Source organism: Sphingomonas koreensis (genome assembly GCF_002797435.1).
Taxonomy (GTDB): Bacteria; Pseudomonadota; Alphaproteobacteria; order Sphingomonadales; family Sphingomonadaceae; genus Sphingomonas; species Sphingomonas koreensis.
Genome location: NZ_PGEN01000001.1, coordinates 1,089,513 through 1,104,212, shown reverse-complemented (window position 1 = coordinate 1,104,212; position 14,700 = coordinate 1,089,513). Strand labels below are relative to the sequence as shown.

17 protein-coding genes are annotated in these 14,700 nt (G+C 65.8%); 6 read left to right on the top strand and 11 right to left on the bottom strand.

The genetic code is table 11. From position 1 onward, the window contains the following. Window positions 1-6: 6 nt before the first annotated feature. The 5 genes from BDW16_RS05305 to BDW16_RS05290 form a co-directional block, all read right to left on the bottom strand. Window positions 7-2,151, bottom strand: coding sequence for a TonB-dependent receptor (locus BDW16_RS05305; RefSeq protein ID WP_198585768.1), 2,145 nt, complete (start codon window positions 2,149-2,151; stop codon window positions 7-9). Next, a complete protein-coding gene (locus BDW16_RS05300; protein ID WP_066578574.1) occupies window positions 2,148-3,296 on the bottom strand; it encodes a PepSY-associated TM helix domain-containing protein in 1,149 nt (382 codons plus the stop codon). Before BDW16_RS05300 ends, BDW16_RS05305 begins: the two co-directional genes overlap by 4 nt. Continuing rightward, the gene (locus BDW16_RS21255; protein ID WP_157081405.1) at window positions 3,293-3,451 is read right to left on the bottom strand and encodes a hypothetical protein; all 159 of its coding nucleotides are present in this window, start codon (window positions 3,449-3,451) and stop codon (window positions 3,293-3,295) included. Before BDW16_RS21255 ends, BDW16_RS05300 begins: the two co-directional genes overlap by 4 nt. 113 nt (window positions 3,452-3,564) lie before the next feature. Next, the gene (locus tag BDW16_RS05295) at window positions 3,565-3,960 is read right to left on the bottom strand and encodes a hypothetical protein (RefSeq protein WP_066578570.1); all 396 of its coding nucleotides are present in this window, start codon (window positions 3,958-3,960) and stop codon (window positions 3,565-3,567) included. Window positions 3,961-4,045: 85 nt separating this feature from the next. Next, window positions 4,046-4,606 carry a pseudouridine synthase gene (locus BDW16_RS05290; RefSeq protein ID WP_066578568.1) on the bottom strand — a complete coding sequence of 187 codons (561 nt, stop codon included), beginning with the start codon at window positions 4,604-4,606 and terminating at the stop codon, window positions 4,046-4,048. Window positions 4,607-4,920: 314 nt separating this feature from the next. Here BDW16_RS05290 and BDW16_RS05285 point away from each other — a divergent pair, with 314 nt between their 5' ends. The 3 genes from BDW16_RS05285 to BDW16_RS05275 are packed head-to-tail and all read left to right on the top strand — an operon-like array spanning window position 4,921 to window position 8,036. After that, window positions 4,921-6,516 carry a DNA methyltransferase gene (locus tag BDW16_RS05285; RefSeq protein WP_066578566.1) on the top strand — a complete coding sequence of 532 codons (1,596 nt, stop codon included), beginning with the start codon at window positions 4,921-4,923 and terminating at the stop codon, window positions 6,514-6,516. Between the two features lie 48 nt (window positions 6,517-6,564). Continuing rightward, window positions 6,565-7,314 (top strand): NUDIX hydrolase, encoded by a 750-nt coding sequence (locus BDW16_RS05280; RefSeq protein WP_371836700.1) that lies wholly within the window; start codon window positions 6,565-6,567, stop codon window positions 7,312-7,314. After that, a complete protein-coding gene (locus tag BDW16_RS05275; RefSeq protein ID WP_066578561.1) occupies window positions 7,311-8,036 on the top strand; it encodes an extensin-like domain-containing protein in 726 nt (241 codons plus the stop codon). Before BDW16_RS05280 ends, BDW16_RS05275 begins: the two co-directional genes overlap by 4 nt. A 19-nt stretch (window positions 8,037-8,055) precedes the next feature. Here the strand turns inward: BDW16_RS05275 and BDW16_RS05270 are convergent, their stop codons facing one another. Both BDW16_RS05270 and BDW16_RS21040 read right to left on the bottom strand, forming a co-directional pair. Further along, a complete protein-coding gene (locus BDW16_RS05270; protein ID WP_066578558.1) occupies window positions 8,056-8,607 on the bottom strand; it encodes a hypothetical protein in 552 nt (183 codons plus the stop codon). Between the two features lie 101 nt (window positions 8,608-8,708). Beyond that, entirely contained in the window at window positions 8,709-8,903 is a 195-nt protein-coding gene (locus tag BDW16_RS21040) for a hypothetical protein (RefSeq protein WP_125958851.1), read from the bottom strand. 86 nt (window positions 8,904-8,989) lie between these two features. Between BDW16_RS21040 and BDW16_RS05260 the strand changes: the two genes are divergently transcribed. Further along, window positions 8,990-9,538, top strand: a complete 549-nt coding sequence (locus tag BDW16_RS05260) for a CHAP domain-containing protein (RefSeq protein ID WP_066578552.1) — start codon at window positions 8,990-8,992, stop codon at window positions 9,536-9,538. 89 nt (window positions 9,539-9,627) lie between these two features. Further along, window positions 9,628-9,828: a dodecin family protein gene (locus tag BDW16_RS05255; protein ID WP_066578549.1), complete on the top strand. Its 201-nt coding sequence runs from the start codon at window positions 9,628-9,630 to the stop codon at window positions 9,826-9,828. 6 nt (window positions 9,829-9,834) lie between these two features. On the opposite strand, the gene msrB is transcribed toward BDW16_RS05255, so the two are convergent. Then, complete coding sequence (gene msrB, locus BDW16_RS05250) at window positions 9,835-10,317, bottom strand: peptide-methionine (R)-S-oxide reductase MsrB (protein WP_066578548.1); 483 nt, start codon at window positions 10,315-10,317, stop codon at window positions 9,835-9,837. A gap of 212 nt (window positions 10,318-10,529) precedes the next feature. On the opposite strand from msrB, the gene BDW16_RS05245 reads away from it, so the two are divergent. After that, a complete protein-coding gene (locus BDW16_RS05245) occupies window positions 10,530-11,204 on the top strand; it encodes a hypothetical protein (RefSeq protein ID WP_100362711.1) in 675 nt (224 codons plus the stop codon). Between the two features lie 10 nt (window positions 11,205-11,214). On the opposite strand, the gene BDW16_RS05240 is transcribed toward BDW16_RS05245, so the two are convergent. The 3 genes from BDW16_RS05240 to BDW16_RS05230 all read right to left on the bottom strand — a co-directional run bounded on the left by BDW16_RS05240 (window position 11,215) and on the right by BDW16_RS05230 (window position 14,689). Further along, entirely contained in the window at window positions 11,215-12,438 is a 1,224-nt protein-coding gene (locus BDW16_RS05240) for a cytochrome P450 (RefSeq protein ID WP_066578546.1), read from the bottom strand. Window positions 12,439-12,515: 77 nt separating this feature from the next. Next, a complete protein-coding gene (locus BDW16_RS05235; protein ID WP_066578545.1) occupies window positions 12,516-13,745 on the bottom strand; it encodes an ABC transporter permease in 1,230 nt (409 codons plus the stop codon). Beyond that, window positions 13,742-14,689, bottom strand: coding sequence for an ABC transporter ATP-binding protein (locus tag BDW16_RS05230; RefSeq protein ID WP_066578788.1), 948 nt, complete (start codon window positions 14,687-14,689; stop codon window positions 13,742-13,744). The genes BDW16_RS05235 and BDW16_RS05230 overlap by 4 nt, the downstream gene beginning before the upstream one ends. Window positions 14,690-14,700 lie beyond the last annotated feature (11 nt).

Genomic DNA, 14,700 nt, shown 5'->3' with positions numbered 1-14,700 from the left:
CTCCTTCTAGAACCGGCGGGTGAGCGACAGCTCGACGCTGCGTGGCGCGCCGACGAAGACGAGGCCGGAGGCGTAGCCCGACCAGTCGGCATAGAATTCGTCCGTGAGGTTGCGGCCCCGCAGCGTCAGCGTGCCGAGCTTCGTGCGCCATGCGATCGCGGCGTCGAACGTAGTGAACGCATTGACCTTCACGGTGTTGGCGTTTGATGTGAAGAAGCCGCCATTGTGCCGGATCGAACCGGTCAGCGTCACCGGCAGCATCTTGGGCGCATAGGTAACGACGAGATCGGCCAGCCGTTCGGGCACGTTGGGCGGGCGGTTGCCCGACCGGTCGGCGCCGCCGGCTTCGATCAGCTCGCCATATTCGGCGTCGAGCAAGGTTCCGCTGACCCCAATGTTGAGTTCGTCAGTGGCGGGCAGGTTGAGCGACAGCTCGACACCGCGCGAGCGAAGGTTGCCACCCTGGACGACCACCGCCGGGTTCGCCGGATCGCGCGTCAATATGTCGTCCTGGCGGATGTTGAACAGCGACGCGGTCAGCTCGACCCCGCTGCCGGTGAGCGAGGTCTTGATCCCCGCCTCGTAGGAATAACCGGTGGTGAGGTCGAAGCTGGCGTTGGCGGCGCTGAGGAACAGCAGCCCGCTCACTGGGGTGACGGCATAGCTGTATTGCGCGAAGACCTGGGTCTTGGGCGTCAGGCTGTAGACGGTGCCGATCCGCCACGAGACCGGATCATAGCTTTGGCCATAGGTCTGCGCGGCACCACTGGTGGCGTTGACGACGCGCCGGTCGAGCTTGACGTGATCGTAGCGCAGGCCGCCCGCGACCAGCCAGTCGGGCGTCAGGTTGAGCGCATTCTCAACGAACAAGGCGTAGGAATCGACATCGGCGGTGACGTCCTGACGCGTGCCGAAATTGGCGGGGGTATCCTGCGGGAAGGTGCCACGGACCGGCTTGAACGGATCGGCGGACGGGGCGGCCCCGAAGCGGCGTTTGGTGAAGAAACTGGTGCCGCCGAACTCGACGCCGGCGGCGAAGCGATTGCGCATCCCTGCGATTTCCCCGTCAAAACCAAGGTGAAGCCGCTGGCTCCAATATTGATGGTCGTGGGTGATCAGCGAGGTCGAGCGGTCGATCAGCCCGGTTGCCGCATTGAACGTATATTCGTCCGCGTCGCGCCAGATTCGGTTCGACGTGTACCAGCTCGTGTCACTTACCAGCTTGAGCGAGTCCGACACCACATATTCGCCGCGGGCGCGAAGCCACAGCGTGTCAGACCCCACATCGCCGTCGAGGACGTCGAAATTGAGGCGCCGCATCGCCTTGTCGAGCACCAGGCCCGCACTGCCCGACACCGCGCCGGACGGATCGCGCGCGACCGCGCGGGACACGACCGGCGTGCCGAAATAGGCGCTCGAGAACCGGTCCTCGAAATAGTCGGCCGATACGGTCAGCGAGAAGCGGTCGCTGGGTCGGAACAGCAGCGAGACAGAGGCGGCGAACGTCCGGCTATCCGTGTCGTCGACCCATCCCGACGAGCGCGACCAGGAAAGGTCGCCGCGCACCGCCGCGGTCGGGCCGAGCGGCAGGTTGACGTCGCCCGCAAGCCGGGCGGTGTCGAAGCTGCCATAGCTGGCCAGCACTTCGCCGCTGGCGCCGTCGAGCTTGGGACGGCGGGGGACGAAGTTGATCGCGCCGGCCAGTGCGCCTTCGCCCGACGTGACCGAGGCTGGGCCCTTGATCACCTCGATCCGCTCGAACATCCATGCATCCCAGTTGCGGATGCCGACGTCCGAATTGGCCATGCGAACGCCGTCATAGAGATAGTTCACCGCGCGATGGAAGCCGCGCATCGACACCGATCCGATCGAGCCGGGGAGGTTGCCCGACGCGACACCGGGTGCGGCGTTCAGCGCCTCGATCGCGGTCCGCACACCCTGATTCTGGAAATCGGCCTGGGTTAGGACATCAACGATGGCGGGGGTTTCGCGGTTGGTGAGCCCGAGGCGCCCGGCGACGTCGGGCTGCTCCTCCAGCTGGCGCTGGCCGGTGACGATGACGGTTCCGGCGTCGCCGCGGGCGGACTCGTCCTGGGCGAAGGCAGGTGTTGCCGCGAGGGTTGCGGCGATGGCGAAAAGTGAAGTCTTCACGAAATGCTCCCTGAGGATGTTCTTGATTGTGTACGGAGATGCGGCGCGCGCCGACGCCGCAGCCAGTGGAGAAGGCCGGTCCCGAAAAGCACGGCCGGGATGAGACCGAGCAGGGCCGCCACGATGCGGGCAGGCGTGCCGCCGACCGACCCGTCGTGCAGCGTGCGGATCCATGCCGAGACGGTCGTTCCGGCGTTGCCCCGGCGAATGTCGTGCACTGCGAGGACGCGGCCCGAATACTGATCGACGAAAACGAAGCTGCCCGGGAAGCGCGCGTGCGGATCGCCCGGCACCTGCGCGCGGATGCGGAACGGCTTGTCCCCGGCGGGCGGTACATCTGTGAAGGCGAGCCGCGCATCGGGCAGGGCGCGGTGCGCCGCCGTCAGCGCTTCGGCCACTGAAATCTGTCGGGCCGTGCTGGCGATCGAACGCGGTGCCGGTACCGGATCGGGTGTGGCGATCATGGTGCCGATCACCTGAGTCTTCACACCCGGCAGCGCGAGCAGCACGCCGGTGCCGACGAGCACGAGCAGCAGGGCCGAACTCCACAGCCCGAAATGCTTGTGCAGGTCGCGCAGGCGGCGGATCGGCGCGGCTTTCCGCTTGAACGCGAGCGCCTTGCGCCAGCTGCCGCGCGGCCACCAGGCGGCGATGCCGGAGATGAGCAGCACCAGCATCGCGACGCCGGACCAGCCCACGATCTGCCGCCCCGTCTCACCTGCGAGCAGGTGCATGTGCAGTTCGTAGAGCCAGCTCATCACATAGCCGCCCCAGGGTTCGGTGCGGAGAATCCGGTTCCCGTCGGGCGAGAACCAGACCATCTCGCGTTCGGCGTGATGGCCATGATGTTCCGATGCCGGATAGTAGCGCGCGGGGATTGCACCGCCTTCGCCGGTCGCCTCGAACGACCAGTCCCCGGCAGGCCAGCGCTGGCGCGCGGTTGCCAGCGCGCGATCCCAGACTGGCGATGACCAGCCTGGGACCGAGCCCCGGGCTTCGCCGATTGCATTGCGGTTCAGCGCGGCGTCGATCTCGACATAGAAGACGAGCGCCGAGCCGGTCAGACCGAGCAGGACGAACAGCAGCCCCAGGCTCACCCCGAGCCACAGATGGACGCGGCGGATCAGGATACGCGCGCGACTCATCGAACTGCGCGTCCGGCCGCCGCGCGTGCGGCGGGATGGAGTGTCGCATCGCCGATCTGGGCGGCGATGCAGAGCAGGATCAACAGCCAGGCCGACCGGCGGACCCGGCGCAGCACAGGCGTCAGGGCGGCACGGCCGCCCGTTGCAACCAACATGTCGGAACCTCGTCTGCCGGCGCCGGCCGCATGCGGCACGACGCGCGCACAGGGTGCCGGGCACCCAGAGCGATCAGGTGGCGAACGATCTCAGACGGTTCGCCGCGCGGCCTTCAGGCGTGCGCGGGTGGTGCGTGCGCGGGCGGTGGAGGCGCGGCGAGGCGATGGACCGTGAATTCGGCGATCGCGGGATCGGCGCGCACCCCATGCACGGCAAGGCCGAAAGCGGCGAGGGGGGCTGAGGCCGATGCGACCAGCCCGCTGCCAAGGCCGGTGGCGAACGTACAATCGGAAGTCCCGCTGCCATGCGGCTCGGGCGCATCGTCGTCCCCGGTCGGCAGAAACGCCTTGGTTTCGCCCAATCCGGTACAGACCGAAATGACGATGCCCTTTGGCGCCGCGGTCGGCATGAAGCCGGTCGGGATCGCGACACGAATCGCGAGCACGAGCGCGAACAGCACCAAAAGGATGCTGCGTCCGCCTCGCGACTCTCTGATCCAGCCGGCCATGCGGTGCCTCTAGCCGCCTCGCTCCCGCTTGTCATGGGGGCGTATTGTCCTAGGCCAGCCGGATTTTCTTTCCCGCTCGATCCTGTCAGCCGCTGGGGATCAATCCCGTTTCCCGCCAGGCGCCGGGCGCGACGCCGTCGAGCGTCCACTCGCCGATACGCCAGCGCACCAGCCGCAACGTCGGATGGCCGATCGCGGCGGTCATGCGCCGCACCTGGCGATTGCGGCCTTCGCGGATTGTCAGACTCAGCCAGCAATCAGGGACGGTCTTGCGGAAACGTACCGGTGGGTCGCGCGGCCAGAGCTCCGGCGGATCGATCCGCTCGATCTCGGCGGGAAGCGTCGCGCCATCCTTGAGCCGTACGCCGCGGCGCAGCGCATCCAATGCCGCCTTGTCCGGCTCGCCCTCGACCTGAACCAGATAGGTTTTCGGCGTCTTGAACCGCGGGTCGGAGATCCGCGCCTGCAGCCGTCCGTCATCGGTGAGCAGCAACAGCCCTTCGCTGTCGAGATCGAGCCGGCCCGCGGGATAGACGCCCGGAAGATCGATGAAGTCCGACAGGGTCGGGCGCGGTGTCGGGTTGCGCGAGTCGGTGAACTGGCAGAGCACGCCATAGGGTTTGTTGAACAGGATCAGCCGCGCCATGCGGAGGCCTTAGCGGCAATGCGGACGCTCGTCGTCCTTGTTGAGGGCGGGCGGGTTGAGTTCGCTGGAAGACGAGTCCGTAGCGGATCAAGTACCTTCATTCGTAATCATTTGATATTTAATGGATTTATTGAAGGTCGTGCGGGCGGCGAGCCGGGCGATGCCAAAACCGATCAGTCGGCGCCAGGGAACCGCGCAGCGCGGCGGTAGAGCCATGGCCTTCGCCAATGGCTCCGGAACGGATGCACATCCACTCACGTTCCCGAAATGATCGTCTAGCGTTCCAGCGCGGCGTGATGCCGTGGGAACGGAAGATGCGGCTCGCGAATCATCTCTTCTACGGCGACAATCTCGACGTGCTCCGCACCCATTTTGCGGATGAGAGCGTCGATCTCATCTATCTCGATCCGCCGTTCAATTCGAACGCCAACTACAACATCCTGTTCCGGTCGCCGACCGGGGCGGAGGCGGATGCGCAGGTCGAGGCGTTCGAGGACAGCTGGCACTGGAACGACAGTGCCGAGGACGCCTTCGATCAGGCGATGCAGAGCGGGTGCACGCGGGCATTCGACCTGCTCAACGCGATGCGTGCGTTCCTCGGCGAGAACGACATGATGGCGTATCTCGCGATGATGGCGATCCGGCTGATCGAACTGCACCGGGTGCTCAAGCCGACGGGCAGCCTCTATCTTCACTGCGACCCGACCGCGAGCCACTACCTCAAGCTGCTCGCCGACGGCGTGTTCGGCGCCGAGCGGTTCCGCAACGAGATCACATGGAAACGCACCTCGGCGCACAGCGACGGCGGACGATACGGGCGCAACACCGACATCGTCCTCTTCTATTCGAAAGGTACGAAGCCGGTCTGGAACCCGCAATTCGCGCCCTATGACCGCGACTATGAGGCGCGTTTCCGCAACCGCGACCCCGACGGTCGGCTGTGGATGGACGACAACCTCACCGCCAAGGGACTGTCGGGCGGCGGCTATCACTATGCGTATAAGGGGGTTCATTCCTATTGGCGGATGCCGGTCGAGACGATGGAGCGGCTCGATCGCGAAGGGCGGCTGCATTTCACGCGGAGCGGGGGGATCCGCCTGAAACGCTATCTGGACGAGGCGCGCGGGGTACCGGTGCAGGCGCTGTGGAACGATATCCCCGCGATCAACTCGCAGGCGCAGGAGCGGCTGGGCTATCCGACGCAAAAGCCGATCGCCTTGCTGGAGCGGATCATCGCTGCTTCCTCCAACGAGGGCGATCTTGTGCTCGACCCGTTCTGCGGGTGCGGGACAGCGGTGCACGCTGCGCAGAAGCTCGGGCGGCGCTGGGCGGGGATCGACGTGACGCACCTTGCCATCAGCCTGATCGAGCGGCGGATGAAGGCGGCGTTTCCCGGGATCGCGCTGAATGTGGAAGGCACGCCGCGCGACCGTGCCTCGGCCGAGGATCTGGCGCGGCGCGACCCGTACCAGTTCCAGTGGTGGGCAGTGTCGATGATCGATGCGGTGCCTTTCGCTGAACGGAAGAAGGGGCCGGATGGCGGGATCGACGGCATCATCTACTTCAAGCCCGAGCGGCAGCGCACGGCCAAGGCACTGGTCTCGGTCAAGGGCGGCGAGCATGTCGGGGTGAAGGTCGTGCGCGATCTGCATTCGGTGATGGAACGTGAGAAAGCGCCGATCGGAGTGATCGTCAGCCGCTCACCGCCCTCGGGGCCGATGCTGCGCGAGGCGGCGGCGGTGGGGCGGTTCCATTCGGAGGCGACCGGACGAAGCTATGCGCGGATGCAGATCCTGACCGTTGACGAACTGTTCCATGGACGGCGGCCGGACATTCCTCTGGTCGATTCCACTGCAGCCTTCCGCAGCGCGCCACGTGAAGCGGGGAGCGGGCAGGGGCGCTTGCTTTAGTTCAACTTCTTTCCATTCGCTGCGAGGGTCCGTACACCCGCGGCGATGATGGGTACCCCTTCCCAGCCGATCCCTGCCGCGACATTGGTCGTGATGCGCGAACGCGAAAGCGGCGCTCCCGAATTGCTGATCGTCGAGCGATCGGCGGCGATGCGCTTTGCGGGCGGCGCGTTGGTGTTTCCGGGCGGCCGGGTCGATCCGGGGGACGTTGCGCTGGCCGCGCTGCACGATGGCGATGGCGAGGATCTGGCCGCGCGTATTGCAGCCATCCGCGAGACGATCGAGGAAGCTGGCCTCGCAATCGGGGTGAGCGGGCTGGCCGACAACGAAGCGGCGCGCACGGCACTTTATGGCGGTGTGCCGGTGGGAGAGGTGCTTGCCGGCCTCGACCTCGATCTCGACGCGCTGGTGCCGTTCGCACGATGGCTGCCCCCCGGGGATGTTTCGCACAAGGTGTTCGACACGCGCTTCTATCTGGCGCGGCTGCCCGAAGGGGCGTGGAATGTCGCGAGCGTCGATGGCAATGAGAATGTCCGGCTGTTCTGGGCGACGGCACTAGAGGTGCTGGATATGGCGGACCGCGGAGAGGCGCGGATCATCTATCCGACGCGGCGCAACCTTGAGCGGCTGGCGCAGTTCGGAAGCTTCGCCGAAGCGGTGGCAGATGCGCGCGCACACAGGATCGAGGCAATCACGCCCTGGATCGAAACCCGCGACGGCGAGGAGCGGCTTTGCATTCCCGAGGGGCTCGGCTATCCGGTGACCTCGCAGCCGGTCAAGGCGGCGTCCCGGGCATGAAGCTGCTGCGCAACATGAGCGCGTCGATCGTGCTGGCCGCTGTGGCGCTGACCTTGGTGCTGCTGCTCTATGCGATGGTGCGCGACCGGCCGCAGGACCTTCCCTGGACCGAGCTTGACCTGCGCCAGCCGGTCGGGCTGTTCACCGGGCGCAAGCTCGCTGCGCTGACCGACGATTTTCCCGCCTGCCGAAAGGCGCTGGACAAAGCGGGGGTACGCTACACCGCGCTTGCGCCGCTGAGCGAGGCGAATGGGCAATGCGGCTATGAGGATGTGGTACGGTTCAGGCTGGGCGGAACGCGGCGGATCGGCCTAGCGCCTTCAGATCTCGGCATGTCCTGTCCGGTCGCGGCGGCTTTGACGGCGTGGGAGTGGGAAGTCGTCCAGCCTGCGGCCCAACGCCATTTCGGGCAGAAGGTTGCCGAGATCGAGCATTTCGGCAGCTACAATTGCCGGCGCATGTACAATCGTGAAGGCGCGAGCTGGAGCGAGCATGCGACAGCCGACGCGGTGGACATCGCGGTGTTCCGGCTGGCCGACGGTACGCGCATCACCTTGGTGGGCGACTGGGAAGGGAAGGGGTCGAAGGCGCGGTTCCTGCGCGACGTGCGGGACGGCGCGTGCGGCGTATTCTCGACCGTATTGTCGCCTGACTACAACGCGGCGCACCGTGACCATTTCCACCTCGATCAGGCGAAACGGATGTGGCGGGTCTGCCGTTAGGGCGGACCCGCCAGGGATTTCAACCCGGCATCGGCTCCGTGCCGACCTTCTCCACCCATTGCGGGAAGAAGGCGGGCTGGCGGTTCGACCATCCCGACGCGGTCGCGGCTGCTTCGCTGATCGACTGGAGCAGCTTGCGGCGCAGGTCCGGATGGAGGTGAGGAAGCGCTGCAGCCGCGCAGAAGGCGGCGGGCAGCCACGGCCGCACCTCAGCGCCGATCAGTCGCTCGTAGAGGAAACGATAGGCCGAAAAGCTGGTGAGCCGCCCCTGGCTCAAATCGAAGGCGGAAACGGTGACGAGCGGGGCCATGAACGGCTCCATTGCATCGAGCCCGCTGTCGTCAGGAATCAGCGCACGGATTTCGGGGAGGCGGTCGTACATATGCGCCTGGGCACGGATGCTGGCGGCTTCGACCACGTCGCGGGACCAGCGCTCCATCGCATCGGTACGATCGAGGCCGATGTCGAGCGCGCGGCGGATATAACGCTGCGTCGCTGCGGCAAAGCCCGCGAACTCCTTCATCTCGGCCAGCGTCATCGCGCCTTCGGCCGGCTTACTTCGTGCGCTCATTCTCCTTCACTCCCACCCACTCTGCTCCTTCACAGCGGATGATACCCCAAGTTGGTTAACGTTAACCTTAACCCCGCGTCGTCCGCCGTTCAGGTAGAGAATCACAGAAGGTTGTGCGTAGCAACATGGCTTGCGATGAACCGAAGTCCCGGAATGGAAACGATCGCGGGGCGCGGCTTTCGGGCAACAAATCGGGGCGGCAGCGTAACGACCGGCTGTTCACAGGGAATCTCGACCCGAATTCGCCCGTCGAAGCTGAACAGAATGTCAGTCATCGCCGCGACGAAACGATTCATCGGATATCGGCGGCGGCAGTCTAGGATCGACGGAACCGATCTGCCACCAACCCTTCAACGAGATTCGGGGTCTGAAGGGGGCCAGCATGACAGCCAAGGTTATCGCAGCGCGATTCGCGCTGATGGCAGCGCTTTGCCTGGCGACGATTGCTCCTGCCAACGCGCAGTTCTGGCAGTGCGCTCCCTATGCCCGCATGATTTCCGGCGTTCAGATCTTCGGCAATGCGCATACCTGGTGGAGCCAGGCCGAGGGCCGGTACGAGCGCGGCAACGAGCCGGCGGTCGGTTCGGTGATGTCTTTCGCCTCGACACAGCGCATGCGCCTTGGCCATGTCGCGATGGTGTCGAAGGTGCTGAACGAGCGCGAAGTGCTGCTGACGCATGCCAACTGGTCGCGCCGCGGCGGCGTCGAGAAGAATGTGATTGCGGTGGACGTGTCCGAAAAGGGCGACTGGAGTCGCGTCAAGGTGTGGTTCGCGTCGAACGGTGGCCTCGGCACCTCGACCTACCCGGTCAACGGCTTCATCTACGCCGGCAAGGCGCCGAAGCCGGATCGCGACGAAGACTCGTTCGGCGTGACGATTGCCGCAATCGATCTCGAGAAGTTCGGGATCACCACCTCGCTTCAGAAGTAAGGCGCCGCGGGCCTCGGTCTCTTTGCCGTTATCCCGGCCTGGGCTATTCTGACCCGGCGGGAAGGCGATCAAAGCGACGGGAGCAAGCCATGGCGGTTGCAAAAGTCATCGAGGTCATTTCGAGCTCGACCGAGAGCATCGAGCACGCGATCCGCGACGGAGTCGCGAAATGCGGCGAGACCGTCGACAATATCGAAAGCGTCTGGGTCAAGGACACAAAGGGCGTCGTCCGCGACAACGAGGTCGTCGAATGGCGGGTGATCCTTGCGGTGACCTTCGTGGTCCGCTGACCAGAGTCAGGCCGGTTTGAAGGCCAGCGCCAGACCGTTCATGCAGTAGCGCTTGCCGGTCGGGGGCGGGCCGTCGTCGAAGACATGGCCGAGATGCCCGCCGCAGCGGCGGCAGATCACTTCGGTACGCGGTACGCCGATGGCATAATCGGTGCGCGTCCGGATCGCATCCTTGAGGGGGGCGTAGAAGCTCGGCCAGCCGGTGCGGCTGTCATACTTGGTCCGCGAACTGTAGAGCGGCAGTCCGCAGCCGGCACAGGCGAAGATGCCGGCGCGCTTCTCCTTGTCGAGCGGGCTGGAGAAGGGGCGTTCGGTCGCCGCCTGTCGCAGGACGCGATACTGCGCTGGAGTGAGCCGCTTGCGCCATTCGGCATCGCTGAGGGTGAATTCGAACCGCTGCGCCGCTTGCGATTCGGGCGAGGAGCAGCCGATGGTGACGGCGATGCCGCTGGTGCCGATCACGGTAAGCAGGTGGCGGCGGGTGAGCATGGCGGCATCCTTTTCGCGGCTTCGGGAGGAGCTACGCGAGAATGTGGGGTGCGGATGCACCGGAGGCAAAGGGTATGGCGATCTTTGGCAATGACCGCGTTGGGATGACGGGGGGCGGCATTGGGTGTTGACCAGTATAGCGGCACGCCCGGTCCGGCGACCGAGATTGCCGGGCCTGCCCGATCCTGTAGAGATGCGCGGGAGGTGAGGCGATGAACCACATGGCCCGGAAGAGCAAGGCGCCCGGTGCCATCGGCCTGCGCCGGTTCGTGAGCCCCGAGCAGCAATTCGACTGGCTTGAAGGCGGACTCGATCTGTTCGATTCTGGTGCGCGTTCGGAGGAGCTGGAACAGCGTTTCAAATACGCCGCCCGGTTCGAGAAGCTCCGGCGGCGGCCGCAGGCAGAAGTCGTCCTGGATATCCTCGGCCGTTATGGCCGCGCATGCATCCCGTTGCCGCGCCGGACCGAGCGCGACTATTGGTCGGTCTCATGCCTGCCCTCGACCTCGGACAAGCCGCTCGTCCGCGTCAACGCCAGCTGGATGGAGCTGTTCACCCTCTATGCCGATGGTGAGGATGTCCGCGCACGCTTCATTCTGCACCTTTCGGATTTCACCCGCGACGGTTCACCAATGCAGGATCAGCTGGACCGCGATTTTCTCGACAGCTGCACCGCGACCCCCGGGGACATCGGCTGGTTCATCCCGCGCGGCGCGGACATGTTCGGGATCAAGGTCCGCGGTGGCGGGGCGATCCGAGAGTTCATGTCATGCCCTCGCGCACTGCGCGCGATCCGCAGGTTCAACCTGACGCACATGAACCGGGGCCGGAACGCCTATCAGGCGAGCCATAGCTACAGCGTGGCCGACCATATGCTGGAAGCCTGAGCGGCGCCCGTCAGTAGCGCGAAAGCTCGACCGGCATCGCCTTGTAGCCATGTACGAAGCAGGCCGAGACGCGCTCGGGCTCTGCGACGACGTTCGGGCGCAGGCGGCGCTTGGCCATCTCTTCCATCAGCACGCCGATCTGAAGCTCCGCCAGCCGCGCGCCGACGCAGCGGTGGATGCCATGGCCGAAGGCGAGGTGACGGCGGGCGTTGGCGCGATCGACGATGATGTCGTCGGGGCGCTCGAACACGCTCTCGTCGCGATTTGCAGAGAGATACCAGAGGACGAGCTTGTCACCCTCGGCGATCTTCTGCCCCATCAGTTCGGTATCCTGGGTCGCAGTGCGGCGCATATGGGCGAGCGGGGTCTGCCAGCGGATGATCTCCTGCGTGGCATTGGGAATCAGCTCCGGGTTCGCTTCCAGCTTCGCGCGCTCTTCCGGGAATTGCTCGAGCGCCCAGGCATAGGCGCTCATCGAGTTGCGGGTGGTGTCGTTACCGCCCACGATCAGGAGGATGAGGTTGCCGAGGAACTCCATCTGATCCATCTCCGCCATCGCGTCGGAATGGATCATCATCGAGATGAGGTCGGGCGTGGGGTCCTTGCCGACCTTGGAGTTCCACAGCGCCCCGAATTCCGCAGCGCACTGGAACAGGATGTTGCGGCGCTCCTCCTTGCGGACGGGATCCTTGGCGATCTCGATATCGCCGGCCCAGTCCGACCAGTAGGTCAGCTTGCGGCGCTCCTCCCAAGGGAAATCGAACAGTAGCGCCAGCATCTGGGTCGTGAGCTCGATCGAGACGCGGTCGACCCAGTCGAACGTCTCCCCGACCGGCAGCGAATCGAGGATTTCCGCAGTGCGGTGGCGAATATCGCCCGTCATCCGCACCATCTCGCTCGGCGTGAAGGCGGGGGCGACCGTACGGCGCTGGCCGGTATGTTTGGGCCGGTCCATCGCGATGAACATCGGCATCTTGATGTCTTCGGGCATCAGGTCCGCGACGGTGATGCCGCCGGCCTGCGACGAGTAGAGATCGGGCAGCGATTCGACCTCGACGATCGGCTTGTAGGACGAGATCGACCAATAGGGGCCGAAGGCGCTGTCATTGCAGCGATAGACCGGAGCCTCGGCGCGCAGGCGCCGGAAGGGCTCGTGCCACTGGTCGTCGCGATAGAGTTCGGGCCGGGTGACGTCGAGCGGATCGACCGCGGGCTCGGCGGCTAGGGTGGCCATGGTGCTACTCTCCCGGACATTGTTTTCCGGAAGAGTGGCCTAACTTACAGGATTGTCAATAGTGCTGCGGCGAGCCGTCAGGAGGCCGTCTTCTTTCGCAACCGCAGCCCGGGACTGCCCGATTGGAGCACGCCGCGGCGGAACAGGCGCGCGGCGATCGTGACGGTGATCGCGACCCACAGGATCTGCCAGCCGAGCGCAAGCGCATGCGGCCACAGATCGGGTGCATTGGCGGCGCGAGCGACCATTGCAAAAGGCGAGCTGAAGGGGAAGGCCGCAGCCGCGGTCGCGAGCCCGCTGTCGGGGCTGAGCGCAGTCGCGGAGGCAAGGCCCCACATCGCGACCTGAAAGATGGTGATCGGGAGCGACATCATCTGCAGCTCGCGCTGGGTGGAGGCCTGCGCACCGAGCCCGAGGAACACCGCGCCGAGCAGCATGTAGGAGGTGACGAAATAGGCGAAGAACAGCAGCCCGAACATCGGCAGGCCCACCGCCGGGCCGACATCGATGAAGGCCGTCGCGAGTTTGACCGGAAGGAGGGAGCCGACATTGACAACCACCGTCCCCCAAAAGCCGAGGAACAGCAGCGCGACGCCGAACATGCCGACCAATTTGCCGAAGAAGACGCTTTCGAGCGGAACTGCGGCAGCGAGGACCTCGATTACCTTGTTCGAACGTTCCTCGGCCATGGTGCCGACGACTTGGCCGGCAAGCAGCAGGCTGATCATGAACAGGGCGGTCGTTGCGAAGAACGCCGCTTGACCCTGTCCGCCGGCGGATGCGCCGGGGCGGGTGACGATGATCTTGGTCGCCTCGCTGAGCGGCGCAGCGGTGCCCGCGCGCTGGGCGCGCAGCACCTGATCGGCAAGTGCGGCCAGATAGGCGGCAGAGCGCCCGCCGTTGACGCTGTGCAGGATCTGCGGCTTGTCGAGCGGGCCGTACATCACCGCATAGGTATCGCTCTCCTTGCGCTCGAACATCGCGCGGCCCTGCGCCTCGGGGTTGGGGCCGGGCGTTTCGACGATCAGCCGGGGCGGCTGTTCGAGCGAGCGAAACATGGCGCGCAACTGGCGATCTGCGGCAATCGCGGAGCGCGCTTGATCGCCCCCGGCAAGCAGGACGATGCGTGCCTTGTCGTCACCGCTCTTGCTGATCGATGCTGCACCGACCCCGCCGATCGCGCCGAAACCGACCATCATCAGCGGCGCGAACAGGAAGAGCAGGAAGGTCGGGGTGAACACCGTCGCCACGAAATCGCGGCGGGCGATGGTCAGCGTCTGCCGGATCAGGCGGGCAAGGCTGCTCATGCCCGCGCCTCCGCTTCCAGTGCCTCGGCTTCCGCGAGCGCTTTCGCGCCGACGATGCGGACGAACACGTCGTGCAGGCTGGGCCGCTCGATCGACAGGCCGGATATGCCGTAGCCGGCATCGATCAGCTTCACCAAAATGCCCTCGATTCCCTCGTCGGGCAAAGTGAAGCGCCATCCATCCCCTTCGGGCAAGGCATCCGCGGGAAGCAGCGCGCGGATGCCGTCATCGGGGTGGTGCGGGACATAATGCGCCTTGAACGGGAGGGTGGCGCGCGCATCGGCGACGGTGCCTTCGAAGCGGACCTTGCCGCCCGCGATGATCGCGAGGCGATCGCACAGCCGCTCGGCATGCGCCATGACATGGGTGGAAAAGAGGATCGTCGCCCCCCGATCGCGTTCGGCCAGGATCAGTTTCTCGAGCCGTTCCTGATTGACCGGATCGAGACCGGAGAACGGCTCGTCGAGCACCAGCAGGTCGGGCTGGTGGACGACCGAGCCGAGCAGCTGGACGAGCTGGGCCATGCCCTTGGACAGCTTGCGGATCTTCTGGTCGGTGGCGTGGCCAAGGCCGGCGGCTTCCATCAGGGCCACCGCGCGGGTGCGTCCGGTCCGCCAATCGAGCCCGCGCAGCGCACCCATGAAGGCGATCGCCTGGGTCGTCTTCATCGACGGATAGAGGCCGCGTTCCTCGGGCAAGTAGCCGACATGGTCGCTTACCTCGCGCGGGCGGTCGTTGCCCAGCAACGTGCGGCAGCCCTCGTCCGGCTCGATGATGCCGAGCAGCATGCGCAGCGTCGTGGTCTTGCCCGCGCCATTGGGGCCGAGCACGCCGAAGATCATGCCCTTCGGCACCGCGATGTCGACACCATCCACCACCCGGCGGTTGCCGAAGCGCTTCACCAGCCCGGTGGCGCTGACCGCCAGTTCGCTACTCAACAAAATTCCCCTCGCTA

Coding starts and splice junctions, on each gene's coding strand:
- BDW16_RS05295 (WP_066578570.1), bottom strand. CDS start 3,960: ATGGCCGGCTGGATCAGAGAGTCGCGAGGCGGACGCAGCATCCTTTTG.
- BDW16_RS05240 (WP_066578546.1), bottom strand. CDS start 12,438: ATGGCCACCCTAGCCGCCGAGCCCGCGGTCGATCCGCTCGACGTCACC.
- BDW16_RS21255 (WP_157081405.1), bottom strand. CDS start 3,451: ATGTTGGTTGCAACGGGCGGCCGTGCCGCCCTGACGCCTGTGCTGCGC.
- BDW16_RS05275 (WP_066578561.1), top strand. CDS start 7,311: ATGAAGCTGCTGCGCAACATGAGCGCGTCGATCGTGCTGGCCGCTGTG.
- BDW16_RS05280 (WP_371836700.1), top strand. CDS start 6,565: ATGGGTACCCCTTCCCAGCCGATCCCTGCCGCGACATTGGTCGTGATG.
- BDW16_RS21040 (WP_125958851.1), bottom strand. CDS start 8,903: ATGAATCGTTTCGTCGCGGCGATGACTGACATTCTGTTCAGCTTCGAC.
- BDW16_RS05270 (WP_066578558.1), bottom strand. CDS start 8,607: ATGAGCGCACGAAGTAAGCCGGCCGAAGGCGCGATGACGCTGGCCGAG.
- BDW16_RS05285 (WP_066578566.1), top strand. CDS start 4,921: ATGCGGCTCGCGAATCATCTCTTCTACGGCGACAATCTCGACGTGCTC.
- msrB (WP_066578548.1), bottom strand. CDS start 10,317: ATGCTCACCCGCCGCCACCTGCTTACCGTGATCGGCACCAGCGGCATC.
- BDW16_RS05290 (WP_066578568.1), bottom strand. CDS start 4,606: ATGGCGCGGCTGATCCTGTTCAACAAACCCTATGGCGTGCTCTGCCAG.
- BDW16_RS05260 (WP_066578552.1), top strand. CDS start 8,990: ATGACAGCCAAGGTTATCGCAGCGCGATTCGCGCTGATGGCAGCGCTT.
- BDW16_RS05255 (WP_066578549.1), top strand. CDS start 9,628: ATGGCGGTTGCAAAAGTCATCGAGGTCATTTCGAGCTCGACCGAGAGC.
- BDW16_RS05300 (WP_066578574.1), bottom strand. CDS start 3,296: ATGAGTCGCGCGCGTATCCTGATCCGCCGCGTCCATCTGTGGCTCGGG.
- BDW16_RS05245 (WP_100362711.1), top strand. CDS start 10,530: ATGAACCACATGGCCCGGAAGAGCAAGGCGCCCGGTGCCATCGGCCTG.
- BDW16_RS05235 (WP_066578545.1), bottom strand. CDS start 13,745: ATGAGCAGCCTTGCCCGCCTGATCCGGCAGACGCTGACCATCGCCCGC.